The following is a 26,775-nucleotide window of genomic DNA, read 5'->3' as shown; positions in this document are numbered from 1 at the left end:
ATTTCCCTGGCTTGAGGGCCGGACGAGCTCGTGCAGGTAGCGTGGTTCCCCTCGCTTACAAGCTCTGACAAGACCCTGCTTTTTCACATGGCGTCATGGTGCAGGATGCGGAAGCAGAGGACGCTCGCCGCCGGCGTCGTCCAGGCATCGATGATCACCCCCAGCCGGTCGTATCGCACCCGCAGCCGGCGCAGCCCCTTCAGCCAGGCGGTCGTCCGCTCCACCACCCAGCGGATCACCCCGAGCCGACTGCCGTGCGGCGTCTCCCGCGTGGCGATGTGCGGCTCGATGCCCAGCCACCGCGGGAACCCCCTGGTCCCCTCGCTGTCATAGCCCCGGTCGGCGTACAGGTCGTCCGGCAACCCCTTCGGGCGGCACGGCGTCCCCTTGACCCTCGGGAAGTCGAGCACCACCGGGATGATCTGCGTGTGGTCGCTGGCAAACGCCCCGGCGGTGCGGGTCGCCAGCGGCACGCCGTGGCGATTCACCAGGAGGGTGTGCTTCGTGCAGGATTTCCTGCGGTCGACGGGGCTGGGGCCGGTCGCCTCGCCCCCGCCGGAGGCCTTGACCGTCACGCCGTCGACGATCACGATGCCGACATCGGGCTTGCCGGCCCGTTTGAGCGTGCCCAGCAGGTCGGCGTGGAGGCGGTCCCGGATGCCGACCCCCTCCCAGGCCCGCAGCCGGCGGCGGGCCGTGCGTCCGGAGCAGCCGGGCTCCGGCGGGATGGCCTCCCAGCGGGCCCCGGTCGTCAGCACGAACGTAGGTGTTCACGCCCTGATCAGGCGGCTTGAGCGTCGGAGGTGGCTGGGAGGAGCGAGGGGGCAGGATGTCCGTCGAGGTGGGCCTGATAGCAGTGGGTCAGGTAATCCAGCACGCCGAGGCCTTGCTGGCGGCACGTCGCCACCGCCGAGAGCATCCGCTCCACGAACCGGCTCCCGGATTCGCTGTCGGTGCCGCCGCTGGCCTTGCGACAGATCACCGCATGTCGCAACTCCCGCTCGGCGTCGTTGCCCGTCGGCTCGATCCCTTCGACTCGGGCGAAGGTCCACAGGTGCGTCTCACCGGGGAGCAACTCCCGGCACGTCCCCGCCGTCCTGGGGCAGGAGCACGCCGCCCCCCACCCCAGGTCATCTACCGGGCGGGCCCGCGGCCACGACACGGACAGCCGGAAGCTCGACCGGGACAGCGTCCCATCCCGCACCCGGTACCACCACCCGAACCGGGCGTCGGAGTGCTCCATCAACCGCCGGCCGACCTCGCCGGCCTCGCCCCCGCGGTCGATCATCGCCTGGGAGTCCCGCCGGGGGCGGGCCCAGCAGGACTGCCATCGCTTGATCCGGTTGTAGCTCTCGAGCCGGTCGCTGATGACGACCTTCCGGGCGGCGGTCCCGAGCATGGCCCTGGCCACATCGGCCCCCCGACCCGGGGCGATGGTGAAAACGGCGGCCATCTTCGTCACGGCCGCCCACGGCCACACATCGGCCTGGCCCTGCTCTCGGACCGCCTCGTCGATGTGGCCCGAGTCGGCCCCCCGGACATGCTCCCGAAGCTCCTCGACCGGGGCCCGCAACTCGGCGGCCCCCTGACGCCCGAGCCGGCAGGTCATGCCGGTGGAGAGCGACAGCCCGAGCATGTCGGAGGCCATCTGCCGGACCGGTCGCTTGCCCAGGCGGTAGCCCCCGGCCAGGACGCCGAGGTTGGCCCGCAGCCGGGGACCGAAGGCCCCGGGGGGCACGCCCGGCGGCGAGGGGGCACGGGTCGAGGTGCGGCCACGGGGGCACCTAAGGCGATGCAGCCGGTATTCGCCCGCGACCGGCTGGATCGGCGGCACCTCGGCGACTTGACGTCGCAGCGGTGCGGGATCATCGCCAGCGCGAGCCTGACCGCAGCGACGGCACTCCGGGGGCTTGCACTCGATGACCTGCCGGAGTGCCTCGGGTGGGACCGGGGCCCGGCGTTGGTGGCGATGGCCGGGCGGGCCGCCCCTCTACCTGCCCGAGGCGAGGGCCGGGGGCCGACGCTTGGCCGAGGGGGGATCGGCGGACGACGGCCTGGAGGAGCTGGCGGAGTTGGTGTCGAGCCGCCGCTCCGACTCGGCGACCCGCCGCTCCAACGACCCCAACCGGGCCCGGACGGCGGCCTGGGCCTCGGGTGGCACGGATCGCCACAGGGGTTCCGGGATCGGAGGCGAATCACTCATGGCCCCAGGTATAGGGAATACCCCCGGCTCATTCAACACCCGACCCTTGAACGCCTATTGCGTCCGAGCTGGAGGGCGGCCACCCCGCAGGGCGAGACGCCGCTGAAGAGGGAGATCACCCGCTCGCCAGGGCGGGTCAGGGCGTAGATCAGCCAGCGCATGACCGAGACCGGTTTCTGGCACGGGTGCCGCTTCAAATCTTCCCCGGAATAGTTCGACTGCGGCACGGGGGCGATATGGCAGTCCTTGTCGTGCAGCTCACCGGACCAGGATTTCTCGTGGTCGTGGACGAGCAGGTCGCAGCCCGAGCGGCGGTACACGAAGATGGGCTCCCAGGTCTGCTTGAACATCCGCCGGCTCTTGGGCTGCATGTCGTTGGGTGTGTGCCAGACGAGCTTCTGCTGGAACTCGGATCGTGCAACCCCCTTTCTGTAAATTCCCGGCCTGAAGGCGGACAGGTCACCCCGGTCCCATCGCCATACGTCTCCGCCCTGTCTCCCAGCCCTCGCTGATCCCCATCGCCACCGCACTGACCAGCCGCAGGACTGATCCCTCGTTCGGGGACAACCCCGCCACCTGCGTCCGCCGGCTCACCTCCTCGTTCAGCCGCTCCGGCATGTCGCTCGTCCGCAGCCGCCGCCGGCGGCCCGGCGGCAGCGTCAAGATGGTCAGCCCCTCCGGCACGTCCTGCTCCGGCCACTCGGCCGGCTTCGGGGCCACGGCCCGGCACCTCTTCGCCGCCAGGCCCAGGCGCCGCTCGGCCTCGCCGCGATCCGGGGCGTCGAAGACCGCCCGCGGGCCGGCGGCGACCTCCGGCGGCAGCGACGGCCTCGGCACGTAGGCCGGGGCGTCCTCCGCCGGGGGGGACTGGCCCCGCCGCCGCGGCACGCCGGTCAGCCGGGCGGCCAGGGCCTGCTCCCGGCCGGCGTGGGCGTCGCCGGTGGGCATCTCGACCCCGTGCGGCCCACGGGCCTGCAGCGAGGCCGGGAAGCCCCGCCAGTGGACCTCCGCCTCCGCCATCGAGACGCCGACCCCGGGGATCGACCGCCGGCCCTCGGGATCGATGCCGATGGCCGTCAGCACCGCACACGAGGCGATCGAGCCGCCGAGGCGGACCTCCTCGTCGCGGGCATCCGGGATCGGGTACGGCGTCTCCCCCGGCGGGCGGCCCCGCCACCCCTCCGGCCCCTCGTCGAGGGCCCCGGCGGCCCGGCTGACCTGACTGCCGGTGACCTCCGACCCGCGGGGCCGCTCGGCGATGGCGGCCCCCTTGCCGGTCGAGACGCCCGGCCCGTCCCTCTCGGCGACGGCCGGCTTCGACGCCCGCTCGCTGCGGACGCCCCTCTCCAACGCCGAGGCATAGGAGTCGAGGCCTCGGGCCTGCGGCACCCGGACGGCGATCGGCCCCATCGGGGTGTGCCGCGTCTGGGGCTTGGAGCCGTTGGCGGAGCCCTTGCGTGCCTCGGATCGCCGGTGGGGGGCGGCCCCGAGGGCCTGGGTCCGCTCCCGCTCCATGAGCTCGTCGCGCAGGACGCCGATGGCCTGGGCCAGGCCGTCGGAGCCATGCTCGGCCAGCAGTTCCATGACCTCGTCGATGGCGGCAGGTTGATCCTGGTGGGTCATCGGCGGCGGCCTCCCTGGGGTCGGTCGGCACTTTCCGGGGGGACCGGCGGTGACCCGCCGCTTCAAGCCGAGCCCTCGCCCAGGCGGGCGGGGAATTTCCAGAAACCAGGATGCACTATCGCGATCATCTCGTCGCTCGGCTCGTGCTCCAGCCGGGCGACCCGGCTGGCCACGGCGTCGGCCAGCGGGTCTCGTCCCAGCAGCAGGTTCGAGATGGCGATGATGCCGCCGCTGAACTCGGAAGACTTCCGCTCGTCCTTGGTCGTGATGGCAACGGTGCGGACCTGGCCGGGCCTGCCGCCGAGGGCTCCCATGAGGATCTGGAGGGCGGCGTCTTGGCCGAACATGGTGTGGATGTCGTCGAGGGCGACGGTGTATTCCGGGTGCTCCTCCAGCAGGCAGTAGAGGCCCATCGGGCTCATCCGGCTGTTGCGGTACGTCCAGGGCGTATCCAGCCGCTCCAGCGTCTCCTGCACCGTGTGGGTCTTCGACGACCCCGGCCTGCCGACGAGGTAGGCGCCGACCTGATAGCGTTCAGCCATGCTCCGGGTGCGGTCTCGGATCAGGTCCGGCATGGCCTGGAACTAGTCGAGGTCGGCCTGGTCCGACTTGTCGAGGATCGGGCTCCGGTCGCCCTGGGTGGATATTTCGATGTCCGTCGTCGTGCTCATCGTCCCTCCAATCTGGTGTTGGTGCGCAAATGACCCTCGTCCCGTCCCCGCCGGTGGCCCCGCTAAGCGCACACGGACGCAGAACGCCCCGGTGGGCCGGTCGTCCTCCTTCGCTTGCGTCCCTTGCAAGGCGGCCATCCGCCGGGACGCCTCATCTGCGGGATCGTGCCGGTGCAGGTTTGACCGGTGTCGTCACGATCCCAGGCGAACGGTCGATTCGACCTCATCGCCCCAGTCGTCCCACCCGGCACGGCGCCGCCGGGCGAACAGCTCCAGGTACGGACCGGGGGTCTGCTCCTCGACCATCTGGTAGAAGCACTCGGGCTTGACGCTGTGCGGCAGCCCGCGGTGGAGGACCAGTGTCGGCATCGTCGGACCCAGGAGCCGCTGCCTCCCCCTCACGGCGGAGAGGACGTGCTCCGTGGCCGAGCGAATCCAGTGGCCTGTCTTCATCGAGGGAGTAGCCGGGTCGCTGCGCCGCACCTTGCCCCAGGTGATCACGGTCTTCGGCACGAACCCCCAGGCCCGAGCGACCTCGTGGGCCTCCGCCAGGAAGGAATTGGTCGTCCAGAGGTAGAGGTGCGAGTCCTTGGCGGCGATCTCTCACACCGGCAGGGCTTTGATCTCGCCCAGGGGCATCGCCATGTAGTGGGCTTTGGCACTGACCAGGACGATATTGGCCGCCCGCCCACCTTGCGCTCCCCTGCCGCCGTTGCCGAGGACCGCTCTGGTTGATCGATAGGGCCTGGGCGGGTCGGCCATGATTGCACCGAACCTCTTCGATGCTCGGAGGGCCTGGGTACGGGGCCGGTCGGCAACCGCCGTCTCGCCCTCGGCCTCCTGGTACTGGCGGATCGCCTGCCAGGCCGAAGTGATCGGGATGCCGTTCTCCTTCTGCCAGCGGGTCCAGGCATGCCTGCCCTTGCCCTTGAGCTTCTTGCGGCCGCACCAGAGCGTCCGCCCAATCCGGTAGAAGGTGACCGTCGAGCGGCAGGCGAGGCCCACCGCCTCGGCCTGGAGCTGGCGTGCCTCGCCGATTTCCTAGCTGGCGAGGACCGACAGCTTTTCCAGGCTCAGGCCCTACTGGCCGGCGTCCTCACGATTCTTGATGGAGTCTTCGGAGACCGCCCCTTGACCGCCGCCGATTACGCCGACAGCATTGTCCATTGATCTAACCTCCTGATGTTGAATGGATTGCGATCAGGGCTGGGTGCCCTCCTCACGACCCATTCCGCCGGTGTCAGAATGCTCCTTTTAATGCGTTAATCCGCCACCTCTTCCATCTCTTCGCCATTTTCCGCTGTCACTCCATCCGCTCTTCTTCCTCGTCCTTCCATCGCTCCTTCTCTTCATCATCTCCCGGCCGCTCCTCGTCCTCGTGGGTCAATTCATCGTGCTCCGGGCCGAGATCTCGGCGGACGGGTCGTTCTTCCCGCTCCTCCCCGAAAGCGGCATAACGCCGGTGGGATTCGACGACCGGCTCACGAAGCCCCGCCACGACTGAAGGCGATGCGTCGTCGGTCGGACCTACGTCGTGGTGACCGAGGCATCACTTGATGGTGGCCTCGGCCTCTCGGGGTGACAGACCCGTGAGTTGGCTGTATCTCGCCATCCAGAGGCCGTGCCCGGCATGGGTCAGTTGTTCCGAGTCCTTCGCCTGAGATTTTCTCAGGGCACTCTCATGGGCCATAATGGCCCAGCAAGGAGTGCCCGAGGTGACCCAGAATCGCAGCACACCTGAGTCGCCCGATCGGGGCCGCTTCCCCGCCAGGCGGAAGGCCGAGGCCGTCGTCCGCCTGCTGCGGGGCGAGGACCTCGACACCCTCTCCCGGGAGCTGGGCGTCACCGCCGCCACCCTCTCCTCCTGGCGGGACGGCTTCCTCGACGGCGGCACGGCGGCCCTCGAGGGCCGGCCGGCCGACGGCCGGGACGAGCTGGTCGCCCGGCTCCAGGCCGAGGGCGGCCAGCTGACGATGGATCGCCAGCCGCTCGGCATGAGGTGCCGGCACCTGGAGGGCGGCCGCCCTTTCGCGTCGGGGAGGCGGAGCACCTGAGCCGGTCCGCCTCCCCCTCGACCGGCAAGCGGTACGGCATGCAGCGGGCCTGCCGCATCTTCGGCCTGGCCCGCGCGACGGCCGACGACCTCAAGGCCCGGGAGGCCGTCCCGCCGGAGCAGCGGCCGGCCCCCGGGAAGCGGGGGCCGGCCGGGGCGGCCACCGACGAGGGGCTGGTGGTCCACGTCCGCCGGGTGCCGGCCGAGAGCCCGTTCACCGGCGAGGGCTACCGCAAGGCCTGGGCCCGCCTGCGGCCTCAGGGCATCCGCGCGGCGTCCGGGCGGGTGCGGCGGCCGATGCGGGGGCACCACCTCCGGGCCCCCCGCCGGGGCGGCCACGCCCGCGGCCCGAAGGCCCACGACGGCACGATCACGGCCGAGGAGCCGGACGCGCTGTGGGGCACCGACAGGACCACGACCGTCACCACCGGCGAGGGCGCGGTGCACGTCTTCGTGGCGGTGGACCACCGCACCTGCGAGTGCGTCGGCCTGCACGCCGCCAAGCGGGGCGACCGGTTCGAGGCGTTGGGGCCGCTGCGGCAGGGGGTGCGGGGGCACTTCGGCGGCTTCGGGGCCGGGGTCGCCCGTGGGCTGACCACCCGCCACGACCACGGGAGCAACTACCTCGGCGACGACTTCCGGCGGGAGCCGGCCTTGCTGGGGATGGCCAGCGCGCCGGGCTTCGTGCGGGAGCCGCAGGGGGACGGCCGCGCCGAGCGGTTCATCCGCACGCCCAAGGGGCAGCTGCTCTGGGTCCGGACGTTCGCCCCGGTGGCCGAGTTGGTCGAGGCGTTGGGCGAGTTCGAGCGGACGTACGACGAGCGATGGCAGATCGGTCGCCACGGCCACAGGCCGCCGAGCCAGGTCCGACGGGACCGGAACGGTGGCGTCCCGACAGCGGCGTGAGTAGCCTCAAGTCCCCGTCCAGAGAACTCAGGGCGATACACATGATCGATCTCCACCGCGTCGGTGAACTCTCCGGGTGGCCTCGATCGGGGGAATCGGCTAAACCCCCCGGCGCCTCGGGCGGAGGGGCGGGGGTTGGTCCGGGACGATCCTCGAATTCGGGGCGTTCGCCGGGTCGGTTGGCGCGGGGCAGGCGTTGCGGGCGAGCGTCTTCGGCCTGGATCCGGGCCATCCAGGCGGCGAAGGTGTCCCGGTCGGCCCCGACCAACTCGGCCAGGGCGCCGAGGACGTGGGGGTCGGCGTAGGCGGCCCCTTGCTGGAAGGCGAAGCTGCGGGTGACGACGCCGTCCCGGGCGAAGAGGATCGTCTGGGGGACGTTGCGGTTCAGGCCGTAGATGCCGGGGCCGTCCCGGCCTTCGGCCGAGTAGCCGAGCCCGACCCCCTCGCCGAGGTGTGGGGAGATCCGCCTGGCCAGGTTCTCGGAGGCGTCCCGATCGTCGTCCAGGAGGATGACCGAGAATGTCAGCGGGCTCCCGGATTGCTCGATGATCCTCGGCAGGGCCCGGGTGAGGGCCAGGACGGCCCGAAGCCCCACGGTGCCCCCCTGGAAGACGAGGATCTGGGGGGCGTCCTCCCCGTCGAGGTCGGGTCGAACGCCTCGCGGTCACGATCTCCCCGGACGCCGATCGCCTCGAAGGGGGGGAGGGGCTCGCCGGGCTGCGGGCCCGAGTAGAGCGGGCGCCCCCGCCCGTCGTCGAACGAAGCCGGATCCTTCACCTCGACTTCAGGGCCCTGCGGCCCTCGATCCTGGGAGAGGCCCAGCGCCCCGAGGGAGCCGAGCAGGCCGAGCACGACGCAGACGCGAGTCCTCGGGGGAGTCCTTCGGGGGGCCTCTGGATCGCCTTCGAGCCCTCCGGGTCGAGCCTCTATCGTACTCCCGCATCCCCGAGGCGGCCACCCGATCGCCCGATCCGGTGCTGGTTGACCGCCGTGACGAGGGGATCGTCGTCGATTTTCAACCTCGGCCGGCACGCCGGACTCGTGTCCCGTCATGAATCAACCGGGAACTGCGAGCGGTGGATGGATCGGTCTCGAGCACGCCGGAGGGTCGAGGATGTCCCGTCGAATCGCCTGGTACGCACCGTCGCCCCCGCTGTTCGCCGCACTCACCGTGCTCGGGATGGCGATCTGGCCCGCGGCCTCCCTCCTGGTCCATGCGATGGAGGCCCCAACGATCCCCGCACCCCCAGGCCCCGGGGGCGTTCCCGATGTCGGGACGATCGGCGAGATCCCGATCGATCCGGGCGCCTGGGCCATCCCCAACGGCAACGACATCTGGGACTGGCTGAATTGCTCCGGGCGCCTCCGGGTCGCCGAGTGAGCGACCTCCGAGGAACTCGTCCGAGCCGAGACCGGCCGGGGACTCGATGGCCGACGGGATGGCCGCCCCGGGGCCTGCCCCGATCGGACGGCCGATGGGCGTCGCGCGGGGGCATCGGGGACGCGTCCTCCGGGGATCGTCGCCACCCGGGACGGGCGGGGTGGCAAGCCGAGGACAGCCGAGGGATCGCGGGCCCTCGGGGAGGACCCGAGGTGCCTGGCGATCCCGGGGGCCCCGGGATCAGTCCCCTCCGGCCTGGGAGCCGGGCTCGTAGAGGCTCCGGTTGGCCTCGGCGAGGGTGTCGGGGTCGATCTTGATGACGGCGCGGTCGTAGGTCAGCAGGCCGTTGACCTCGATCTCCACGTCGGTGATCTGCGTGTAGACTGCCGCGGCCAGCCCCCGTCCGATCATCGGCCGGAGCATCTCCAGTTTTTCCAGGTAGGCCTCGGTCAGGGCCTCGGCCGTCTCGAAGGTCCGGTAGCCCCAGTTCCCCTTGTCGAGCCAGGTGTTGCCCTCCAGCGGCAGGCCGAGCCCGCCGAACTCGCCGCAGACGACGGCCATGGACGGGTCGAGCCGGGGCATCGAGGGGTCGGGATAGGAGTGGACATCGAGGATGTCCCCCACGCCGAGGAAGTTCCCCCCGCTGGCGCTGTTGACCAGCCGGGTCGGGTCGAGTCGACGGATCTGGGCCACGGCCTCGGCGGTGTCGGACTGGCCCCAGCGCTCGTTGAAGGGGACCCAGACGACGATCGACGGGTGGTTGAAGAAGTCGGTGACCAGCGCCTCCAGTTCGACGCGGAAGTCCTGGGCCGACTCGGCCGACCGTCGCAGCTCGGGCCCCTCCTCGTCGACCTCCCGGACCCAGTCCGGGTGGGCGTCGCCGCTGGGCATGTCCTGCCAGACGAGCAGGCCGAGTTTGTCGCACCAGTAATACCAGCGGCTCGGCTCCACCTTGACGTGCTTGCGGGTCATGTTGAAGCCGAGGCGCTTGGTCACCTCCACGTCGTACTTCAGGGCCTCGTCGGTGGGGGCGGTGTAGAGCCCGTCGGGCCACCAGCCCTGGTCGAGCGGGCCGTACTGGAACAACGGCTCGTCGTTCAGGAACAGTCGGTTCACGCCCTGGTCATCCGCCTTCAGCTCGATCTTCCGCATCCCGAAGTAGGAGGCGACCCGATCGACCGGCCGCCCGTCCCGCTCCAGGGTGACGGCCAGGTCATAGAGGTGCGGGTTGTCCGGCGACCACGGCGTCACGTCCTCCATCGCGATCGTCACCGGGCGGCCGACGCGCCCCTCACCCTGGCCAACGACCCGGTCGCCGTCCTTCGCCTCGACGCGGACGGTCCCCTCCTCCGAGGCGTCGACGTGGACGAGGACCGACGAGGAGTCGAGGTCCGGCTCGATCCGCAGGGAACCGATGAATTCCTCGGCCACCGGCTCCAGCCAGACGGTCTGCCAGAGGCCGGTCACGGGGGTGTACCAGATGCTCTCCGGCTGGAGCACCTGCTTGCCCCGGGGCTGGTAGCCCCGGTCCGTCGGGTCCCAGACGCGGACGACCAGCTCGTTCTCCCCCGCCCGGAGCAGGGGGGTGACCTCGAAGGAGAAGGGGTCGTAGCCACCCCGGTGTTCGCCGGCGAGCTCGCCGTTGACCCAGACCCGGGCCTCCCAGTCGGCGGCGCCGAAGTGGAGCAGGACGCGGTCCCCCGACCAGCCTTCCGGCAGGGTGAACGAGCTGAGATACCAGAGGGCCTCGTCCGGGGAGACGCGCTTCATCACGCCGGAGAGGGCCGACTCGACGGGATAGGGGACGAGGATCTCGCCGTCGAACCGCTCGGGCCTGGGCTCGGACCCCGGCCGGATGGCGTACTGCCAGAGCCCGTTGAGGTTCTGCCAGCGCTCACGGACCATTTGGGGGCGGGGATACTCCGGAAGCGCCGAATCCGGGCCCACGTCCGAGGCCCATCGGGTCATCAGCGGGGCCTCGGCCGGCTCCCAGTCGGCGGGGGACTCGGCGGCGGCCGAGAGGATCGCCAGGCCGAGCCACGCCGATCGGATGAGGGACGGGTGCATCTCTGAACTCCTTCGCCTTCCGGCGACGCGAGGGGGGAAACCACCGTTGATACCGGCCCCGGCCGGACTTGGCAAGGTCCGCGACCGGAGAGCGGCCGGGGCCCCGATTGAAGTCGCCCCCCGGCCCGGCCGATTCATTTTCAAGCCGGATGCCGGGCGGGGGCCGGTCGACCCTCGCCCCGGCCCGGGGCAGGAGGAGCGGGGCGATGAGCGAGGACCGGACCGTCGACATGATCCGCTGGACCTTCACCGCCGACCCGGCCAAGTCGGCCGAGATTGAACGCCTCCTGGTCGACCTCGGCCTGGAGGTGACCCCCCGGGGAGGGGGCCGGTTCGTCGCCACCTGGGAGGAACCCGAGGGGGACGTCGACGAGGTGGTCGAGCAGCTCTGGGAGATCAACGGCTCGCCGTTCGAGGTGACGCACGAGGCGTTCCGGAGGCTCGAGCTGCTCGCCTACTCGGCCGAGCCGGAGGCGGATCGGGGGGCCGCCTGAACCGGGGCCTCCTGCCCCGTCGGCCACTCCGGGGTTGGGGTCGATGGGAGTACAATCGGCCAGGCGACGGGCCGGCCCGCCGCCCGCCCGACCGCCCTTCCACCGGAGGAACGCCATGTTCGGCCTCTTCGAGTCCCGGAGCCGACGACGGGATCGGCTCCGAGCCGAGCCCTTTCCCGAGGCCTGGGAGGCGATCCTCCGCAAGAACGTCCCGCTCGATTCGAGGCTCCCCGAGGAGGACCGCCGGGAGCTGCGCGGGCTCATCCGGGTCTTCCTCGACGAGAAGCGGTTCGAGGGGTGTGCCGGCCTGGAGCCGACAGACGAGATCCGGGTCACGATCGCCGCCCAGGCCTGCGTGCTGCTGCTCCACCGGGAGGTCGAGGCGTATCACCGGCTGGTGACGATCCTGGTCTACCCGAGCGCCTACGTCGCCCACGCCCGGCAACCGATCGGCGGCGGGATGGTGCTGGAGGGGGAGGTGTCCCGGCTCGGGGAGGCGTGGCGGGACGGAGTCGTCGTGCTCGCCTGGGATGACGTGCTCGCCGGCGCCCTGGACCTGCACGACGGCCACAACGTCGTGCTCCACGAGTTCGCCCATCAGCTCGACCAGGAGGACGGCGAGGCCAACGGCGCCCCGATCCTCGGCCAGCGGAGCCGGTATGTCACCTGGGCCCGGGTCCTCGGCGCGGAGTACGATCGACTCCGGCAAGAGGCCGGGAGAGGCGTCCCCAGCGTCCTGGACGCCTACGGCGCGACCAACCCCGCCGAGTTCTTCGCCGTGGCGACGGAATGCTTCTTCGAGCGTCCGGCCCGGCTGAGGCGCGAGCACCCCGAACTCTTCGAGGAGCTAAAGGGCTACTACCGGCAGGATCCCGACCGGTTCCTCGGCACCGAACCCAGGCCGGCGGCCCGTTGAGGGCCGTCCCCCGCGTCCCTCCCCTCGCCCCGGAGGCTTGCGAGCACCCCGGCACCCCCCTACGATGGCCACCCTCATCCGAACCCGTCGCGCAACGCACGACGGGGCGGGGAGAGGTCCGCCGGCGCGGGCCATTCGGGCCGAACGGTGACCCGGACCCCGGAGTCGATCCAGGGACGAGGGTGCGGTGGCCGATTTCCATCCGAATTGCAACCGGCCTTCGGACCGGGGCGACCCGCCCCGACCACCGTCGTCGAGGGCCCCGGCGGCGGACCGGGAGCCGTTGGGATCTCGGGAGGGCGACGGGGAGGACCCCCGGGCCCGATGAATTCGAGGCCGGGCCATCCGGCGGGTCGCCCGGCCTGCCGACCCGAATCGAGTGTGTTCGTGCCGGTCGAGGCCGGGCAGGCGGCGGGGGATTCCCCGAGAGCGAGTCCGAGGACGAACCGATGATCCAATTCCCCGCGAAGCCTTCCCGACGCTCGTTCCTGGTCTCCGGCCTCGCGATGGCGGGGGCCTCTCGCCTCCGTCCCTCGCCGGCCCGGGCCCAGGGGCAAGGCGAGGCCGAGGGGCCGCTGATGGCCTACGTCGGCACCTTCAGCTCCCCCCTGCGGGACGTCCTGCCGACCCAGGTCGACCTCCCCCCCGGCAACGGCCGGGGCATCCACATCTTCCGGGTCGATCGCGAAACCGGCGCGATGACCCCCGACGGCGTGTTCGAGCTGGGGACCAGCCCCAGCCACCTCGCGCTGAACGCCGACGGCTCCCGCCTCTATTCCGCCAACGAGACCGACCGCGTGGGAGACGACCGTCAAGGCACGGTCAGCGCCTTCTCCATCGACCCGGTCGACGGGCACCTGACGCCCCTGAACACGGTCCCCTCCGGCGGCGCCGGCCCGACCTACGTCAGCCTGCACCCTTCCGGCCGCTTCCTCCTGGTGGCCAACTACTTCGGCGGTTCGGTCGCGGTCTTCTCGGTGCTGGACGACGGCCGCCTCGGTGAGGCGACGGACGTCCGGGAGGACGCCGGGGAGGTCGGGCCGACTCGGGCGACGAACGCCCCGTCGGGCAGCTTCGCCTTCAGCGGCCACGACCAGACCCACGCGCACATGATCCGGCCCGACCCCTCCGGGGCGTTCGTGCTCCACGTCGACCTGGGGCTGGACCGGATCTTCGCCTGGAGGTTCGACGACCGCCGGGGCGTGCTGATCCCGAACGAGCCGCACGCGACCTCCCTGCCCCCCGGCGATGGGCCGAGGCACTTCGACTTCCACCCCGAGGGCCGCTGGCTCTACTCCATCCAGGAAGAAGCCTCGACGATCGTCCTGTTCGACTACGACGCCGAGACCGGCCGACTCGCTTCCCGTCAGACCATCTCCTCCCTCCCCCCCGGGTTCGCCGGCAGCAACTTCTGCTCCGGCATCCTCGTCTCCGGCGACGGCCGATTCGTCTACGCCGGCAACCGACTGCACGACAGCATCGGCATCTTTTCCGTCGGACCCACGGGCGAACTTACCCACCTCGGTGAGGAGTGGACGCGGGGAGACTACCCTCGCAGCCTCTCCACCGACCCCACCGGCCGGTTCCTCTACAGCTGCAACCAGCGGGGAGACGCCGTCGCCGTCTTCCGCATCGATCGCCCGACCGGGCTCCTGGAATTCTCCGGCCACTACGCCCCCGTCGGCAACCCTTCCTGCATCGTCTTCCTCGACCTCGCCTCAAACCCCTGACCCACCCCCGGCCGAGGCCGTCCATCCCGACCGAGCCGTCAGGCCCGTTACCCATCCGATCAGGCCGATACCGAATGCGCCCGACCTCCCGAGCAACTCCTTGACACGGCGTCCCGGATCGGAACAATAGAACAAGTTCGAGGTGCCCGTAGCTCAATTGGATAGAGCGTTAGCCTCCGGAGCTAAAGGTTGCAGGTTCAAATCCTGCCGGGCATACTGACCTAACTCCAGGAATCAGAAGAACTAAGGGCCCCGACACTCTTCGGAGGTCGGGGCCCTGTCCCTTTCCACCTGCGATCTTTCTGCGACAATAGGGACGTTGCAGGGCAGTCGCATGGGAGGGGACGACGTTGGCGTCGATCTACCTGGACCGGGATGGGTCGGGATTCTTCCGGGTCGAATTCCGCTACGGCGGTCGCCGGTTCAACCGCAGCCTGAAGACCCGGGATGAGCGGGAGGCCACCGCCCTCCTCGGGCGGATCGAGGAGACCCTGGCCCTGTTGCAGCGGGGCCGCATCTCGATCCCCGACGGGGCGGATGTCGGCGCGTTCGTCCTGTCCGATGGCAAGTTGACCGCCAAGCCCAGGATCGCAGCCCCTCCCCCCGCCGCACCGACCCTCGGGAGGCTCGTCGAGGACTACCTGGCCAGCCCGCCCGCCAACAAGGAGGCCGGGACGCTCAAGGTCGAGCGATCCTACCTCCGCAACGTCGAGCGGGTCTTGGGCGGGGAGAAGTCCCTCGACGCCATCGACCTGCCCGCCGCCCGGCTGTACGCGAAGAAGCGGCTGTCCGAGACGAGGAACGGGAAGGCGCCCAAGCCCTATACAGTCGGCAAGGAACTCAAGACGCTCTGCCACGTCTGGCGGTGGGCGGTCAAGCTGGGGGCCGTCTCGACGCCCCCGGCGTGGAAGCCCGGCGACGTGGACATGCCGAAGGAGGAGGACGCCGGGGAGTGGTTGCCGTATGCGGACATCGCCGCCCGGATCGAGCGGGATGGCCTGTCCGAGGACGAGGCACGCCCGCTCTGGTCCCGGGTCTTCCTGACGGATACGGAATTGCTCGCCGTCCTGGACCACGTACGACGCCAGGATGCCGAACCCTGGGTCTATCCCGCCGTCGCGTTCGCCGCCCTGACCGGCGCGAGGCGATCGGAGATCATCCGGTCGGAGCGGGACGATTTCGACTTCCAGGCCGAGCGGGTCAAGGTCCGGGAGAAGAAGCGGGACAAGCGGAAGTCGATCACCTTCCGCCACGTCGACCTCCACCCACGGCTGGCAGAGGCAATGCACCAATGGTTCCGGGTGCATCCCGGCGGGCGGTCCACCCTCTGCCGGCCGGACGGCGGGCCGATCGACGTGGATGTGATGGACGGTCGCCTGGAATCCGTCCTGCGTGGGAGCCGCTGGCGGGCGATCCGGGGCTGGCATGTGTTCAGGCACAGTTTCATCAGCATCCTGGCGTCCCACGGGGTCGATCAGCGGGTGATCGACTCTTTCGTCGGGCACCAGACCGAGGAGATGCGGAGGCGATATCGCCACATGTTCCCGACGACGCTCCGGAGCGCGATCCTGACGCTGCTGCCCTGATCCGAGGCGGGTCGGCCCGGCCCGACGGGGCCGCCGATTCGCGTGGAGGTCCTCCCGACGGCCGATTACCGGGGCAGGGGCAGGAGGCCCTCGTTCCGGTATCGCATCAATTCCTCGTGGGGGATCGACCATTCCGCCGACCGCCCCCGGCCGCATTTCCGCTTCACGGCCCGGAGGCGACCGTATCGGCACCACTCCCTGACGGTGTAGTCGCTTCTCCCGACGATCCTGGCAACCTCCTCGGTGCTGTAGGAGTCCTTGGCGGCTCGTTGCTGGGTCAGGGCCGTGAGGTCGCCCTCGATCTTCGAGAGCCGCTCGACCAGCGGTGCAATCGCATCTCCGAGGGGCCGTTCCAGGCCCGAGGCAAGCCGGTCCTCGATCCGGGCGACCGACTCGGCGATGGATTTCAGCGTCCCTTCCTCGGGCTCCGGGACCGGGCCGGAACGATCCCCGAGGAACCGGGCAACGGAGGCAAGGGCGAGATCGACGGCCACCTCCGCATCGAGGCCCATCTCCTTGATCTCGGCCCCGATGTGCGCCAACTCGGGGTAGCGAACGAGGAGACGCCGTGCCTCATGGTCGTGGCGCTCGGAGAGAACGGACCACGCGCCCGGAGACCGATCCGAACGAGGATGACGTGACGGGACCTCGGGAGAATTCGATCCGGACATGCCAAGCAAGCCCCACCTCCGCACCCGGAACGGATGCGGGTCCTGGGCTTGTCCGGACCCGAGATAGCCGTCTTGGCCCTGGGAGCAAGCGGAGGCGACGGGGACGTTCACGGGCGGCTATACGGGCTTGACGGGTCTCGCTGGTCCGAGCGTTCCCGCCGAGGCGGGGGATACCGGCAGCCGTCGATATCCTCTCGACGCTCACATGCGGCTGCTTGGGCCACGTCGAAGTCCGAACGTCCGATGTCTACGAAATAGATAATCCGCCCCGGAAGTCCCTGTCAAGTCTGGGATTTACCGAAGGATGCCGGCCCTGTCGGGGAAGATGGCTCCCCATCGGACCTCGGCCTCGAAGGCACCTCGGCGAGGGAATCCTGCACCGGGAGCTTGGAACCCAACGCCCCCTCGCCGTGGAGTTCCGCAACCCATCCATCCGCACCGCTGATGCCCGATTCCTAACCGAGGTCAGTCGGTCGTCACGCCTCCCGAACGATGGGGCATGCAGGTAGTGGCAGCCCGGGTGCTGCCAAGGAGCAATGCCCTCAGACCTCCTCGATCTCGGCGGTCCAGGAGCAGTCGATGCATCCCTTGACGCTCTGGTACGCCGGGCACGCCTCGGCGTACTGCCCCAGCAGCCGCTCGATCGCCTCCCGCTTGCCCGCCGGGGCCTTGATCCGGTAACGAAGCCGAATCTCGGTGATCTTCAGGACGCCGTTCACGTCCTCGATGTCCCCCTCCACTTCCGCCGTCAGGTTCTCGGCCGAGGGCACTTGCCGCACGTCCAGTGCGGACCCAAGGGTGCCGAGCAGTCACCCGGCGACCCCGGCGATGATGTAGTCCAGCGTGGCGGGATACTCCGGCCCCGTGATCTCCCGGCCGTACTTCCGGCCGTAGAAGTGCTTGATGCCGCCGTGGATGCCGAAGGGGATCGGCTCGCCGAAGCCCTCCAGGTGGGCGGTGCGGTGCGGCCCCTCGTGCTTCTCGACCCGCAGCTTGCTCGTGTGGACCACGCCCATGGTGCTCGCTCCCTTCGTGGTCGAGGCCGGGGGACCAGGATCGTCACCTCGGGATCGCTCCCCCGGTGGATGCCGCCGAGGGGATGATGATCGAGCAGCCTTCGAGCAAGAAGCAGGCCGATCGCCCCGAGGGCCCTGCGCAACGAAGAACGCCCGCCCCCGGACCAGGATGACCGGGGCGGGCGAGTCGGAGTTCGTTGATTGCCGGCGGATCAGTTGACCTCGGCGGGGATGCCGGGGTCGGCCATGCGATGGACCAGCGCCAGGGCGTCGTCGGCCCGGCGACGGTCGGCATACTTCGCCAGCGGGGCCGAATGGGAGCCGTCGGAGTAGAGCCCGACGACGGCGTACAGGCCCCGGTACTCGGCGACTTCCGCCCGCACGAACAGGCCCGAGCGGATCAAGGAGGCCAGGTTCCGCTGCCAGAGGGCCGTGTCGGTCATCTTGGTCGTCGTCATGCGTCCCTCCCGTGGTGTCTCTTTCTACACCACTTCTACGGGGAGGCTGACTCGATTGTTCCCCGATTCAGCGGGTTCGTCGGCCCCTGATTGACTTGCCCCGCTGACCCGTTCGACGATGGACCCGCCGGTCAGGATCGTGTCCCGGAGCCCTCGCCCCATGCCCCACTTCATCTGTACGACCTGCGGGACCCAATATGCCGAGTCCCCTGAGCAGCCCGAACGCTGCCCCATCTGCGAGGACGAGCGCCAGTATCTCGGCTGGGACGGCCAGCGATGGATGACCCTCGACCAACTCCGGGCCGACCACACCAACCGGATTCGCCCCGAGGAGCCGGGCCTGACGGGCATCGGCACCCAGCCGAAGTTCGGCATCGGCCAGCGGGCGCTGCTGGTCCAATCCCCCGGCGGTAACGTCCTCTGGGACTGCATCCCGCTGGTCGACGAGGCGACGATCCAGGCGGTCAACGACCTCGGCGGCCTTGCCGCCATCGCCGTCTCGCACCCGCATTATTACTCGTCGATGGTCGAGTGGAGCCGGGCCTTCGGCGGCGTCCCCATCTACCTGCATGCCGCCGACCGGCGGTGGGTCATGCGGCCCGACCCGGTGATCGAGTTCTGGGGCGGGGAGACCAAGGAGTTGCACGACGGGATTACCCTCATCCGTTGCGGAGGGCACTTCGAGGGCGGCACGGTCCTGCACTGGCCCGCCGGGGCCGATGGCAAAGGGACGCTGCTGGCGGGCGACATCCTCCAGGTCTGCATGGACCGCCGCCACGTCAGCTTCATGTACTCGTACCCCAACTACATCCCGCTGCCGGCCGGGGCAGTCCGGAGGGCCGTCGCCGCCGTCGAGCCCTACGCCTTCGACCGCATCTACGGGTTCATGTTCGACCTGGCGATCCCCGAGGGGGCAAAGGAGGCGGTGCGGCGCTCGGCGGATCGCTACCTGCGGATGATCGGGGCCGAAGGTGACGGGGCATGAACTCCGCTCCCCGAAATCGGCGAACTATCCTGATCCGTCTCGCCCTGCTCGGCCTGACAGTGGTGCTTGGGATCGGCTCCCGGCGCTTCGCTGCCCATTTTCCGGACTTCGTGGTGGCCTACGCCGGGGACACCTTCTGGGCGACGGCGGCGTTCCTGTGGATCGGCCTGCTCCTGCCCCGGGCCTCGACGAGGCATGTCGCCGCCCTGACGCTGCTCGTCTCGCTCCTGGTCGAGGTCGGCCAGTTGTACCACGCCCCCTGGCTCGACACGATCCGCCGGACGACCCTCGGCGGGCTCGCCCTGGGCCACGGCTTCCTCTGGTCCGACCTGGCCTGCTATGTCGTCGGTGTCGGCCTGGGCGCGGGGATCGAGGTGATCTGGAGGTCGCAGGCGTACTCAAGCAAAGGCATCAGTCGGGTGTGAGCGGAATGCCGACTGGCCCGGCTACTCGCTGATGTCCTCGCCTTGGAGGTCGGCCCGGTACGAGGGTACGTCCCGCTGGGTTAATAACCGGTGTGGATGCGAGCGGAGGGGCCGGCGGTCGACCCTGGGCTTTGGCTACTTCGGGGGGCAGGTGTGGTTCATAACCCAGAGGGTCGTTCGCTACTTAAGGGTTCCCCGCATCACCAGTTGATAAGGACGCTCGTCTCGTTGTAGTAACTTTGTGTACCCGCTGCCAGGAATCCTTTCCTCCAGGCCGCCATCCCGGCGGAATCCTTGCCGCAATATTCGGAATGGAACAATTCTTCACTAATCAATTAGGGCTAGGAGGCTCAGGCCGGGATGGGCGGAACAGACGACCGGGCCGTCTTGATAACCCAGCAGGAGTTGCAAAATCGAGAACTCCTCCCTGGTATTAGCACCGACGAAAGTTGGGTCCCCTCGGTCGTACACGTTATCAAGCTACGGGTATCCGGGCTCGCTGCCTCCGGGCGCCCCGGCCTCCAGGGGTCCCGGTGCCGCCGAAGTGGGGTAGGCCGGGCGACCCTCCGACCGGCTCTGCCCGGAGTTCGACCTCGCCGCCATGGGTCTTGCCTGACAGGCCAAGTGCCACCGGGAGAAGGTGAGGAAGAGGATGTTTTCTCCGGGGCCAGGACGGGGGCAAGCGCCCCGGGCACGGCGCCGGAGTTCGCTCCGTCGATGAGACGAACCCGACTTGAGGCGTCCCACCCGATGGCGACCCGCATCCCGCACCACCTCCCTGCGATCTCCTCGGCCTTTCGGCACCGTGAGGATTCTAGCCACCCCTGGGGCCGCCGACCCGGCTCCACCGGGCCGGGAGGGGAGCCGGTGGAGGTGCGGATGGAGGTCGTCGTCGAGGTCGATGAGGATTACTCATCGACCTCCCGTCATTTCGAAATGATCCGGGTACCGCCCCGGAGCGCCGTTCACCGGAGCCCATCCCGGGGCGAGGGGATTCTGCGCGTTCACAAGGCGCCTCGGTTCGAACTCCTTTCCCCCATAACGACCGAGCCGGCCACGATGGTCCGGTGCCACTGACATTCATCAACTGCGGAGTCACAGCGATGTCGAGCCGCCGCGCTCAGAAGGACGCCCGGAAGCGTCCCCACACGAAGAACATCCCATCCCTCAGCCCGATCCCTTATCCCGCAGACCAAGCACAGATCGCCGAGGCCGCCCATCGGGCCGTCTGCGAGGTCACCGGGACCGACGGCTTCGGCAAGTGCCTCGCCTACGCCGTCGCCGGGTACGCCCTCCTGGGGGACGCCGGTTACATGATCCAGGCCGGAACGCTGACGATCGTCGCCGACCCCTCCAACCCCGCCGGCGCCGGGCTGATCCGGATGGACGCCAGCAACGGCGGGTTCGATCGGGGCGAATATCACGCCTGGCTGGCCCGCCAAGTCGGACATCGCGTCGAGGTCGTGGACCTCGCCGCACGCCACTACCGCCGCTACGTCAACGAGGTCAACCCGGTCAGCGATGCGATCACCCTGCCGGGAGGTGGCGCCCTCTGGGTCATCGACCGCACCGAGGACCGCATCCGTTGGACTCGCCCCGGTGAGCCTCCCACCTTTGTCTGGACCGAGGACGGGCATGCCGAGGGGCTTGCCTACTTCATGCCGGACGTGGAGGCGTGCCTGTCGGCGTGGTCCGTGGTTGCCCGAGACCCCATGTTTCACCACCTCCGGGAGTCGGCACGCCGTCACATGGCGGCGTTGACGCCAGATTCCCTCCACGTCGCCTGACCAACATGTATTCGGCGTAGAAGGCCGCCGGGGATGACGACCTTGCGGCCCCTTTTCACCGAGTTGACCAGCAGGTCGGCATGCTCCTGCGGGACGGTCGTGTCGTGCTCGCCCCAGATCGCCAGCACCGGGGCCGTGATCCGATCCAGCATCTCCTGGTGCTGCGTGATGCCCACCGGGGCGACCGCCACAAAGCCGGCGACCCGCTCCGGGTCTTCCGTCACCAGCGGCAGGGCGAACCGCCCGCTCATCGACGGCGAGACGACCACGGGCTTCTCGACCTTCAGCAGGTCCAGCAGGACACGCAGCCAGGTCCGGTACGTGCCCAGGCTCGGCGACGACTTGCCGTAGCCGGGCAGGTCCACGGCGTTGGCCCGGTATCCGGCCCCGGCCAGCGTATCGAGGGTGCCGATCTCGGCCCAGGTCGCCGAGGAGAAGCTGGCCCCGTGCAGCAGGACGACCGGGCGACCGCCCTCGGGGCCGCCGACGAGGTAATGGACCCGACCGCCCTCGACCTCGACCCAGCGGGACTGGTGCTCGCTCATGGTCGGTTCCCTCAGCACTTCAGCCGCCGCAGTTGTTTGTTGATGCCTTCGAGGTCGAACGCCTCAGGGTCGAACTCCCCGCCGGCCCACTCCAGCAGTTCCTCGTGCTGCTCGTGCCCCGGGTCCCGGATCGCGTCGAAAAACTCGGCGTAGCCCCACGGCCCGCCCACGTCCTCCGGAGGGCAGGCCCGCTTGCCGTCCACGCAGGCCGGGTACGCCAGGCCCTCCCCCGGCGGCAGGACCTTCTCGACCAGGACCTCGTGGTCCCAGTTGTCGCCGAAGTCGTAGGTGTAGCCAAACCTGGCCTTCTCCCTGGGGATGATGTCGCTGAGCCTCACCCGGCCGGCGTCCTCCATGTCGAGTTCGGCGGCGCCCCTCGGGTCGGTGTAGCTCTCGTCGCCGACCTCGAAGGAGTAGAGGTGGTAGTTCGCCCAGCCCATGGCGACCTGGATGGCCTCGTGGAGCTTCGCCAGCGAGCAGTCGGGGACCTGGAGCCGCCGCCAGACCGGCGGGCGGATGTCCCGGAGCGTGACCTTGAGTTGGTAGACGGTGCCCGTCACCTGCGGGGACTTCGTCCCGGCCGGCTTCTCCTCCTTCGGTGCCCAGGTCCACTCGGTCCGGATGTCGAGATCGCGCCGGACCTTGTAGTAGAGGGCGCTGCTGATCTCGCCCGGGTGACCGGCCTTCGCCCAGCGGCGGTTGATCTGCCCGAGGTCGAGGTCGGGGTTCTTGTCCAGGGCCTTGCGGAGGAAGTCCGACTTGGTGACCCGTTTCTCGACCTTCTTCCTGGCCATGCATCCCTCCGATCGTACGAGGGGGTTCCTGGGGGCCGAAGCTGCAACTCAGGCAATTGCCGCCGGGATCACCGACCGGGGCCTTCGGCGGTCGCCTGGGCCGCCCGGATCGCCTCGCCGGCCCACGACAGCAACGCTTCGGGATCGTCCAGCACGTCCGGGGGCACCTCGTAGTACGACTTGAGCGTCTGCCGCTCGTTGGGCCGGAACGGTTCCAGGCCCCTGGCCACGTAGTCAGGCTTCGACTGCTCGTCCACCTTGAGGTAGAGCCGGTCCCGGAAGGCGATGCCGAAGATGAACTCCCGCCAGTAGAGCCCGTGCCCGCCGAACATCGCCCTGCGGGAGAGGTCGCCCAGGGGGCTCAGGCGCTCCAGGATGAAGTCCTTGAAGTCGTGTCCGTCCATCGTGCATCACCCGATCGCCTCGCCCGCCGACTCATGGCGCCATCGTACCGACTGCCCGAGGCCATTGCCCATCCGATGCGACCGGCCGGGGGAAGGGCGGCCAGAGAGGCGTCGGGAGCGCGAACCCTGTGCCGGCGAGTTGCTTCCGTCTGGAAGCCGGCCTACGGTTCCTCTCCGTGGCCAAAGTTGCCCAGGAGCGAGGTCGAGCGAGAAGCGGACATGGGCAGTGCGTCGGAGCGAGACAATCGGATCGAGGCCCTGAACGGGCTGCTGGAGCGGCTCTGTTCCCCGGACCTGACCCTGGCCGAGGCCAAGGACCTGCGGGGACGACTCGCCGGACTGGTCGACCGGCGTGATGGCACACCGGTCGACGGCAAGTCGGCGTGACGCCGGAAGCCGGTCGATCCTCAGATAACCAGCCGGTCCGAGAGCCTGGGACCGCCCGCATCCCCCCACCGGGCCAGGATCGACACCTCCCGATCGGTCGGCCACCGGTTGAGGCGCCTCCGCACCTGGACGACCTCCCGACGCTCGTTGCCGACCTCGATCGTCGCCCGGCGGGCCAGCCGCCCCGGCTCGACCCGCTCCCGCAGCGACCAGATCGAGGACCTCCCCGTGGCGCAGGCCCCGGCATAGGACCCGACGCAGTGGCGCATCGCCCGGCCCTCCTCCCGCAGGTCCTCGGCGGTGAGCAGTTCGACGACCTCGAACCGTCTGATGTCCTCGCCCTCGCCGTCGTCGCAGGCAAAGGGCGGGATGCCGGACGGCCCCCAGGACGAGGCCGTGATGCTCCGGTCTTGGGCGAGCGACCGGTGCCAGTCGCCGGCGGCCCGCAGCAGGGACTCGGGCGTCCTCCCCCTCATGCTGAGGTTCGGCCTGGGCGGCGATGGGGCCGGCTGCCCCGGTCGTTCGGGGCTCGTGGGCGGGAACTTCTGGTGCCGGAGGTAGTCGATGATCGGGCCGTGGTGAACCGGGTCGAGGCCGGGATGGGCGACGAAGAACCGCAAGACCTCCCGCCAGAACCCCTCGGCGCCGAAGTCCGTCCCGATCGGCGTGGCCAGGATCGAGCGGACCAGCCGCTCGTCGCCGCCGAGGTCCCGGACCACCGCCCAGCGGAAGGCCGAGGAGATGTCCAGGTCGTCGGGGGCTTGGAGGAAGTGGTGGGCCTGCTTCTTCGTCAGGGGGAAGGGCAGGCCCTCGGCCGTCCGGATGTTCTTTCCCCGGGCGACGTGCAGATACCAGCCCTGCTGGACGACCGCATCGGGGGTCAGCCCGGCCGTCCAGGCGGAGTCGAGGAAGTGCGGGACCTCATAGGCCGCCGTCAGGTGCCGGAGCAGCGAGCGGAACTGCCGCAGGGCGTTGTGGCTGCGTGCCCGCCACCGCCCGAGGGGCCGCAGCCAGTCCCGACGGCGAGCGGACAGGGCGAGCAGCGCGGCGGCGTAGCGGGACGCCTCCTGGTCGGCCAGCAGGTCGGTCTCCCGCCGGCAGAATGCCAGCAGGTCCCGGAGGGCCTCGGCGTCCGGCCGGGCCGGGGAGCGGTCGAAGTCGCCCCGGCGGATCGCCCCGAAGAGGCCGGCGACGATGCCCGCCTCGGAGCGGAGCGGCATGTGGACGGCCCGGCCCTCTTCGAGCATCCGGAGGGCCGCCTCCGGGTCGTTGAGCAGCCGCTTGGCCTGCCGGAGGACGCCCTCGGCGGCGGCCCTGCGGGCGGGGGCCCGGTCCCAGGATGACTTTCGCCTCGGCTTGGTTTTCCCCATCGGCCCCTTGGCATGGCATCGGGCGGCGTCGGTCCCTTTGGGGATCGGACAGGCGTCGGTGATCCGAGGTTCGCCTCCCACGCCCGGCCTCGGTCGTGGCAACTGCCATGGCGGGTTTGTCAGGGCCGTCCGGTTGGCGAACCCATCGCAATCGCACGCCCCCGGTTCATCGCCGAAGCCCTCGCCGTTCCCGGGGGGAGGCCGCAGCTCACCTCGTCGCCACGCCCCGGTACATCGAGCCGAGCAGCCTGGGTGTCCGCTCCAGCAGGAACCGGTCCACCTCGACGTGCCCGAAGGGCTGGCCCCGGACCACAGCCTCGACATCCAGGTCCAGGCGGCAGCCGTCGGCCAACCGCCGCTGGATGGGGGTCAGCCGCCGCTGCCAGCGCCGGACGCCGGGGTCGTCGCCCAGGCCGTGCTCCAGGAAGAGGAACCGGCCCCCGGGCCGGAGTACCCGGTAGACCTCGCCCAGCGCCCGCCCGACCTCGGCGATGCTGCACAGCGTCCAGGTGCTCACCACGCAGTCAAATGTCTCGTCCTCGAACGGCAACGCCTCGCCGCCGAGCGCCCGCAGGTCCACCTCGATGCCGGCTCCGGCGATCCGCCGCCGGGCGAGCCCGGTCATGCCGGGGTTGGGATCGACGGCGGTGATCCGCCGGACGTGCTCGGGGTAGTACGCCAGGTTCAGGCCCGTGCCGAAGCCGATCTCCAGAACGTCCCCGCCCACGCCGACCAGGACCTCGCCCCGGAGCCGCGCCATGTCGGGGCGCCGCATCGCCCGGTCGCAGAGGCGGGGGAAGATGTGGCGGGCGTAGAGCCCCATGGCATGATCACAAAAAGTAGTGCCCGGTGAGCAATCGGGGCTCAATCTTTTGAACCCTGTTCTAGAGCGCAGTCTCCCTCAAGCTGGATGATTGTTGGATCGGCATTGACATACTTCTTTCGTCTTACACCGACAAACTCGACATGGACCTTCCCATTCCTGACAGGACCTAGCGTCAGCTTTCTGACGTGTTCGATCACCCCCCCTGCCTTCAGCATGAAGATGGCTCCCAAACGAGCGAGCTTCAGAAAGTTTACTCCTTTTCCTCTCTGCTCATTGTAGATAACCTGGATAATGCAGTCATTGACCGTGACGGGGGTGCTAACCCCCCGTATCTGCGCCTCCAAAAATGCCTCTTCGAGCATAGCAATATCGCCCGAAGGTCTCTTATTGTCATCCAAGGGAGGAGGGTCATTGAGTAGGATTCTCCCGGCCCTCATCCGAGCAATTTCATCTGCCGTGTATAATTTGCCTTGTGTTTGTACACTCATCTCCATGGACCCGCCGCCATATTCGACCGGCTCGGGAGCAAGAACGACTGTCCAGAGTTGCTCACCACCTTCGGAAACGGATTCGACTTCTCGAACGGTAACAATCCATGCGTCATTCCCATGTGCGAAGGGAACGGGCTTGCTCCTTCCATAATGGTGAGGGCGAAGCGAAGCCATTGCCGCATCCACTTCGGCGGATTGAGAGGGAACCTCGGCCGTTATCGTCCCATCACGGTTCTGCCGGACCGTTTTCGCCTCCAAGAAACTATCGCCGAGGAGCGCCCAGCGATCCGAAGAATCCACTTTCGTTCTTGTGGAGGAGCTAGGCGCCTTGGAGTGTTTGGTCTTATTCGGCCCCTTGCCCTTGTTGGCTATGGATAGTTGGGAAGTCGGTGCGGCTTTCCGACTCGAACCGGATTTGCGAGACGACGCCGGCCTCGATGTCAACTTTTTGACAATCCCACTTAACTGGACCGACAACTTGGCTTGTAACTCGTCGACCGTGGAATAACTCTCCGTCAAGCCCTTCTGCTGAATCTCCTCCTTGAACTGATGGATCAGCTTAATCTGGTCCGGGTCAATTCCTTTGATTGGAACCATGCCTTCGAAAAAGTACACCACGACGTACTTTCCGACTCTCATGAACTCACGTATTTCTTCGATGGTACCAGAGAGTTCCTTGCCGGTCGGACTTCCCGCTCTCGCCCGAAAGATTGCAATGAGACAGTCGGACTGAGGGATCAGTTCTTCATTGATCATTCCCTGGGGACGGCCATCTAAGCCGGGTGTAGAATGCGTTTCCCACTTCACCGGTTCGACCCATAACCCTTGGGCTTTGTTGGCCGCATTCCACTTGAGTATGGTATCAGTGATTGCTTGACGCTCCTCAGTAGCATCGCCAGGCGATCCAATCATCGCTCCGATCCGTCGGTAGGACTCGGACTTCTTCTTGCTCATTTGTCTTTCTGCCTCAATGGTGTTCCATTCAT

Annotated in this window: 28 protein-coding genes, 1 tRNA gene and 1 pseudogene; 11 read left to right on the top strand and 19 right to left on the bottom strand. The window is 69.1% G+C overall.

The genetic code is table 11. The features are described from left to right. Positions 1 to 83: 83 nt before the first annotated feature. The 8 genes and pseudogenes from ElP_RS27130 to ElP_RS27100 all read right to left on the bottom strand — a co-directional run bounded on the left by ElP_RS27130 (position 84) and on the right by ElP_RS27100 (position 5,502). Positions 84 to 758, bottom strand: coding sequence for an IS5 family transposase (locus tag ElP_RS27130; RefSeq protein ID WP_145275608.1), 675 nt, complete (start codon positions 756 to 758; stop codon positions 84 to 86). Between the two features lie 23 nt (positions 759 to 781). Beyond that, positions 782 to 1,966, bottom strand: a pseudogene (gene tnpC / locus ElP_RS27125) (IS66 family transposase); the annotation flags it as partial. A gap of 24 nt (positions 1,967 to 1,990) precedes the next feature. Further along, positions 1,991 to 2,203 (bottom strand): DUF6444 domain-containing protein, encoded by a 213-nt coding sequence (locus ElP_RS41385; protein WP_390834832.1) that lies wholly within the window; start codon positions 2,201 to 2,203, stop codon positions 1,991 to 1,993. A 32-nt stretch (positions 2,204 to 2,235) separates the two neighbouring features. Continuing rightward, positions 2,236 to 2,733, bottom strand: a complete 498-nt coding sequence (locus ElP_RS40785) for a site-specific DNA-methyltransferase (protein ID WP_261344385.1) — start codon at positions 2,731 to 2,733, stop codon at positions 2,236 to 2,238. Next, positions 2,663 to 3,826 (bottom strand): IS256 family transposase, encoded by a 1,164-nt coding sequence (locus tag ElP_RS27115; protein ID WP_145275602.1) that lies wholly within the window; start codon positions 3,824 to 3,826, stop codon positions 2,663 to 2,665. Before ElP_RS27115 ends, ElP_RS40785 begins: the two co-directional genes overlap by 71 nt. A 62-nt stretch (positions 3,827 to 3,888) precedes the next feature. After that, a complete protein-coding gene (locus ElP_RS27110) occupies positions 3,889 to 4,401 on the bottom strand; it encodes a hypothetical protein (RefSeq protein ID WP_145275600.1) in 513 nt (170 codons plus the stop codon). Positions 4,402 to 4,689: 288 nt separating this feature from the next. Next, positions 4,690 to 5,097 (bottom strand): MT-A70 family methyltransferase, encoded by a 408-nt coding sequence (locus ElP_RS27105; protein WP_145275598.1) that lies wholly within the window; start codon positions 5,095 to 5,097, stop codon positions 4,690 to 4,692. A 3-nt stretch (positions 5,098 to 5,100) separates the two neighbouring features. After that, a complete protein-coding gene (locus tag ElP_RS27100) occupies positions 5,101 to 5,502 on the bottom strand; it encodes a hypothetical protein (protein WP_145275596.1) in 402 nt (133 codons plus the stop codon). A 701-nt stretch (positions 5,503 to 6,203) separates the two neighbouring features. On the opposite strand from ElP_RS27100, the gene ElP_RS27090 reads away from it, so the two are divergent. Together ElP_RS27090 and ElP_RS27085 are read left to right on the top strand one after the other, a co-directional pair. Beyond that, a protein-coding gene (locus tag ElP_RS27090) for an IS3 family transposase (protein ID WP_390836092.1) occupies positions 6,204 to 7,456 on the top strand; the annotation gives its coding sequence in 2 pieces (ribosomal slippage) (positions 6,204 to 6,534 and positions 6,534 to 7,456; 1,254 coding nt in all). Positions 7,457 to 8,570: 1,114 nt separating this feature from the next. After that, positions 8,571 to 8,837 carry a hypothetical protein gene (locus ElP_RS27085; protein ID WP_145275595.1) on the top strand — a complete coding sequence of 89 codons (267 nt, stop codon included), beginning with the start codon at positions 8,571 to 8,573 and terminating at the stop codon, positions 8,835 to 8,837. A 240-nt stretch (positions 8,838 to 9,077) separates the two neighbouring features. On the opposite strand, the gene ElP_RS27080 is transcribed toward ElP_RS27085, so the two are convergent. Next, positions 9,078 to 10,904: a glycoside hydrolase family 2 protein gene (locus ElP_RS27080; RefSeq protein WP_145275593.1), complete on the bottom strand. Its 1,827-nt coding sequence runs from the start codon at positions 10,902 to 10,904 to the stop codon at positions 9,078 to 9,080. A 206-nt stretch (positions 10,905 to 11,110) separates the two neighbouring features. Here ElP_RS27080 and ElP_RS27075 point away from each other — a divergent pair, with 206 nt between their 5' ends. The 5 genes from ElP_RS27075 to ElP_RS27055 all read left to right on the top strand — a co-directional run bounded on the left by ElP_RS27075 (position 11,111) and on the right by ElP_RS27055 (position 15,630). Then, the gene (locus ElP_RS27075) at positions 11,111 to 11,398 is read left to right on the top strand and encodes a hypothetical protein (RefSeq protein WP_145275591.1); all 288 of its coding nucleotides are present in this window, start codon (positions 11,111 to 11,113) and stop codon (positions 11,396 to 11,398) included. A 115-nt stretch (positions 11,399 to 11,513) separates the two neighbouring features. Further along, a complete protein-coding gene (locus ElP_RS27070) occupies positions 11,514 to 12,314 on the top strand; it encodes a M90 family metallopeptidase (RefSeq protein WP_145275589.1) in 801 nt (266 codons plus the stop codon). Positions 12,315 to 12,763: 449 nt separating this feature from the next. Beyond that, positions 12,764 to 14,044, top strand: coding sequence for a lactonase family protein (locus ElP_RS27065; protein WP_145275587.1), 1,281 nt, complete (start codon positions 12,764 to 12,766; stop codon positions 14,042 to 14,044). 142 nt (positions 14,045 to 14,186) lie between these two features. Then, positions 14,187 to 14,260 (top strand) — tRNA-Arg (locus ElP_RS27060). Between the two features lie 134 nt (positions 14,261 to 14,394). Beyond that, positions 14,395 to 15,630 (top strand): tyrosine-type recombinase/integrase, encoded by a 1,236-nt coding sequence (locus ElP_RS27055; protein ID WP_145275585.1) that lies wholly within the window; start codon positions 14,395 to 14,397, stop codon positions 15,628 to 15,630. Positions 15,631 to 15,695: 65 nt separating this feature from the next. Here ElP_RS27055 and ElP_RS27050 read toward each other — a convergent pair whose 3' ends face one another. From ElP_RS27050 to ElP_RS27035, 4 genes are all read right to left on the bottom strand, one after another. Continuing rightward, a complete protein-coding gene (locus ElP_RS27050) occupies positions 15,696 to 16,142 on the bottom strand; it encodes a helix-turn-helix domain-containing protein (RefSeq protein ID WP_145275583.1) in 447 nt (148 codons plus the stop codon). Between the two features lie 701 nt (positions 16,143 to 16,843). Continuing rightward, on the bottom strand, positions 16,844 to 17,071 hold the full coding sequence (locus ElP_RS27045) for an OsmC family protein (protein ID WP_197446408.1): 228 nt from the start codon (positions 17,069 to 17,071) through the stop codon (positions 16,844 to 16,846). A gap of 39 nt (positions 17,072 to 17,110) precedes the next feature. Next, the gene (locus ElP_RS27040; protein WP_145275579.1) at positions 17,111 to 17,317 is read right to left on the bottom strand and encodes a hypothetical protein; all 207 of its coding nucleotides are present in this window, start codon (positions 17,315 to 17,317) and stop codon (positions 17,111 to 17,113) included. A 212-nt stretch (positions 17,318 to 17,529) separates the two neighbouring features. Continuing rightward, complete coding sequence (locus tag ElP_RS27035) at positions 17,530 to 17,775, bottom strand: hypothetical protein (protein ID WP_145275577.1); 246 nt, start codon at positions 17,773 to 17,775, stop codon at positions 17,530 to 17,532. A 160-nt stretch (positions 17,776 to 17,935) separates the two neighbouring features. On the opposite strand from ElP_RS27035, the gene ElP_RS27030 reads away from it, so the two are divergent. The 3 genes from ElP_RS27030 to ElP_RS27020 all read left to right on the top strand — a co-directional run bounded on the left by ElP_RS27030 (position 17,936) and on the right by ElP_RS27020 (position 20,972). Then, positions 17,936 to 18,760, top strand: a complete 825-nt coding sequence (locus tag ElP_RS27030) for an MBL fold metallo-hydrolase (protein ID WP_145275575.1) — start codon at positions 17,936 to 17,938, stop codon at positions 18,758 to 18,760. Beyond that, positions 18,757 to 19,185, top strand: coding sequence for a ribosomal maturation YjgA family protein (locus ElP_RS27025; RefSeq protein ID WP_145275573.1), 429 nt, complete (start codon positions 18,757 to 18,759; stop codon positions 19,183 to 19,185). The genes ElP_RS27030 and ElP_RS27025 overlap by 4 nt, the downstream gene beginning before the upstream one ends. Before the next feature lie 1,103 nt (positions 19,186 to 20,288). Next, positions 20,289 to 20,972 carry a hypothetical protein gene (locus tag ElP_RS27020; protein WP_145275571.1) on the top strand — a complete coding sequence of 228 codons (684 nt, stop codon included), beginning with the start codon at positions 20,289 to 20,291 and terminating at the stop codon, positions 20,970 to 20,972. Here ElP_RS27020 and ElP_RS27015 read toward each other — a convergent pair. From ElP_RS27015 to ElP_RS27005, 3 genes are all read right to left on the bottom strand, one after another. Continuing rightward, a complete protein-coding gene (locus ElP_RS27015) occupies positions 20,930 to 21,517 on the bottom strand; it encodes an alpha/beta fold hydrolase (RefSeq protein ID WP_145275569.1) in 588 nt (195 codons plus the stop codon). The genes ElP_RS27020 and ElP_RS27015 overlap by 43 nt on opposite strands. A gap of 11 nt (positions 21,518 to 21,528) precedes the next feature. Further along, entirely contained in the window at positions 21,529 to 22,311 is a 783-nt protein-coding gene (locus ElP_RS27010; RefSeq protein WP_145275567.1) for a plasmid pRiA4b ORF-3 family protein, read from the bottom strand. A 68-nt stretch (positions 22,312 to 22,379) separates the two neighbouring features. Then, positions 22,380 to 22,715, bottom strand: coding sequence for a TfoX/Sxy family protein (locus ElP_RS27005; protein WP_145275565.1), 336 nt, complete (start codon positions 22,713 to 22,715; stop codon positions 22,380 to 22,382). Positions 22,716 to 22,934: 219 nt separating this feature from the next. Between ElP_RS27005 and ElP_RS38740 the strand changes: the two genes are divergently transcribed. Next, a complete protein-coding gene (locus ElP_RS38740) occupies positions 22,935 to 23,102 on the top strand; it encodes a hypothetical protein (RefSeq protein WP_197446407.1) in 168 nt (55 codons plus the stop codon). A gap of 20 nt (positions 23,103 to 23,122) precedes the next feature. Here ElP_RS38740 and ElP_RS27000 read toward each other — a convergent pair whose 3' ends face one another. From ElP_RS27000 to ElP_RS26990, 3 genes are all read right to left on the bottom strand, one after another. Then, positions 23,123 to 24,472 carry a PcfJ domain-containing protein gene (locus tag ElP_RS27000; protein WP_145275563.1) on the bottom strand — a complete coding sequence of 450 codons (1,350 nt, stop codon included), beginning with the start codon at positions 24,470 to 24,472 and terminating at the stop codon, positions 23,123 to 23,125. Positions 24,473 to 24,680: 208 nt separating this feature from the next. Further along, positions 24,681 to 25,295 (bottom strand): class I SAM-dependent methyltransferase, encoded by a 615-nt coding sequence (locus ElP_RS26995; protein WP_145275561.1) that lies wholly within the window; start codon positions 25,293 to 25,295, stop codon positions 24,681 to 24,683. Between the two features lie 41 nt (positions 25,296 to 25,336). After that, a complete protein-coding gene (locus ElP_RS26990) occupies positions 25,337 to 26,743 on the bottom strand; it encodes a hypothetical protein (protein WP_145275560.1) in 1,407 nt (468 codons plus the stop codon). Positions 26,744 to 26,775 lie beyond the last annotated feature (32 nt).

The organism is Tautonia plasticadhaerens, from assembly GCF_007752535.1.
GTDB lineage: Bacteria > Planctomycetota > Planctomycetia > Isosphaerales > Isosphaeraceae > Tautonia > Tautonia plasticadhaerens.
The sequence above is the reverse complement of the archived record's forward strand: the minus strand, read 5'-3'. Positions and strand labels throughout refer to the sequence as shown.

What these genes read in the sequence shown, in the direction of transcription:
- ElP_RS27110 (WP_145275600.1), bottom strand. Translation starts at nt 4,401, where the DNA reads ATGCCGGACCTGATCCGAGACCGCACCCGGAGCATGGCTGAACGCTAT.
- ElP_RS41385 (WP_390834832.1), bottom strand. Translation starts at nt 2,203, where the DNA reads ATGAGTGATTCGCCTCCGATCCCGGAACCCCTGTGGCGATCCGTGCCA.
- ElP_RS38740 (WP_197446407.1), top strand. Translation starts at nt 22,935, where the DNA reads ATGGGCAGTGCGTCGGAGCGAGACAATCGGATCGAGGCCCTGAACGGG.
- ElP_RS27050 (WP_145275583.1), bottom strand. Translation starts at nt 16,142, where the DNA reads ATGGGCCTCGATGCGGAGGTGGCCGTCGATCTCGCCCTTGCCTCCGTT.
- ElP_RS27030 (WP_145275575.1), top strand. Translation starts at nt 17,936, where the DNA reads ATGCCCCACTTCATCTGTACGACCTGCGGGACCCAATATGCCGAGTCC.
- ElP_RS27115 (WP_145275602.1), bottom strand. Translation starts at nt 3,826, where the DNA reads ATGACCCACCAGGATCAACCTGCCGCCATCGACGAGGTCATGGAACTG.
- ElP_RS27025 (WP_145275573.1), top strand. Translation starts at nt 18,757, where the DNA reads ATGAACTCCGCTCCCCGAAATCGGCGAACTATCCTGATCCGTCTCGCC.
- ElP_RS26990 (WP_145275560.1), bottom strand. Translation starts at nt 26,743, where the DNA reads ATGAGCAAGAAGAAGTCCGAGTCCTACCGACGGATCGGAGCGATGATT.
- ElP_RS27080 (WP_145275593.1), bottom strand. Translation starts at nt 10,904, where the DNA reads ATGCACCCGTCCCTCATCCGATCGGCGTGGCTCGGCCTGGCGATCCTC.
- ElP_RS27085 (WP_145275595.1), top strand. Translation starts at nt 8,571, where the DNA reads ATGTCCCGTCGAATCGCCTGGTACGCACCGTCGCCCCCGCTGTTCGCC.
- ElP_RS27010 (WP_145275567.1), bottom strand. Translation starts at nt 22,311, where the DNA reads ATGGCCAGGAAGAAGGTCGAGAAACGGGTCACCAAGTCGGACTTCCTC.
- ElP_RS27040 (WP_145275579.1), bottom strand. Translation starts at nt 17,317, where the DNA reads ATGGGCGTGGTCCACACGAGCAAGCTGCGGGTCGAGAAGCACGAGGGG.
- ElP_RS27000 (WP_145275563.1), bottom strand. Translation starts at nt 24,472, where the DNA reads ATGGGGAAAACCAAGCCGAGGCGAAAGTCATCCTGGGACCGGGCCCCC.
- ElP_RS26995 (WP_145275561.1), bottom strand. Translation starts at nt 25,295, where the DNA reads ATGGGGCTCTACGCCCGCCACATCTTCCCCCGCCTCTGCGACCGGGCG.
- ElP_RS27065 (WP_145275587.1), top strand. Translation starts at nt 12,764, where the DNA reads ATGATCCAATTCCCCGCGAAGCCTTCCCGACGCTCGTTCCTGGTCTCC.
- ElP_RS27015 (WP_145275569.1), bottom strand. Translation starts at nt 21,517, where the DNA reads ATGAGCGAGCACCAGTCCCGCTGGGTCGAGGTCGAGGGCGGTCGGGTC.
- ElP_RS27075 (WP_145275591.1), top strand. Translation starts at nt 11,111, where the DNA reads ATGAGCGAGGACCGGACCGTCGACATGATCCGCTGGACCTTCACCGCC.
- ElP_RS27020 (WP_145275571.1), top strand. Translation starts at nt 20,289, where the DNA reads ATGTCGAGCCGCCGCGCTCAGAAGGACGCCCGGAAGCGTCCCCACACG.
- ElP_RS27035 (WP_145275577.1), bottom strand. Translation starts at nt 17,775, where the DNA reads ATGACGACGACCAAGATGACCGACACGGCCCTCTGGCAGCGGAACCTG.
- ElP_RS27070 (WP_145275589.1), top strand. Translation starts at nt 11,514, where the DNA reads ATGTTCGGCCTCTTCGAGTCCCGGAGCCGACGACGGGATCGGCTCCGA.
- ElP_RS27005 (WP_145275565.1), bottom strand. Translation starts at nt 22,715, where the DNA reads ATGGACGGACACGACTTCAAGGACTTCATCCTGGAGCGCCTGAGCCCC.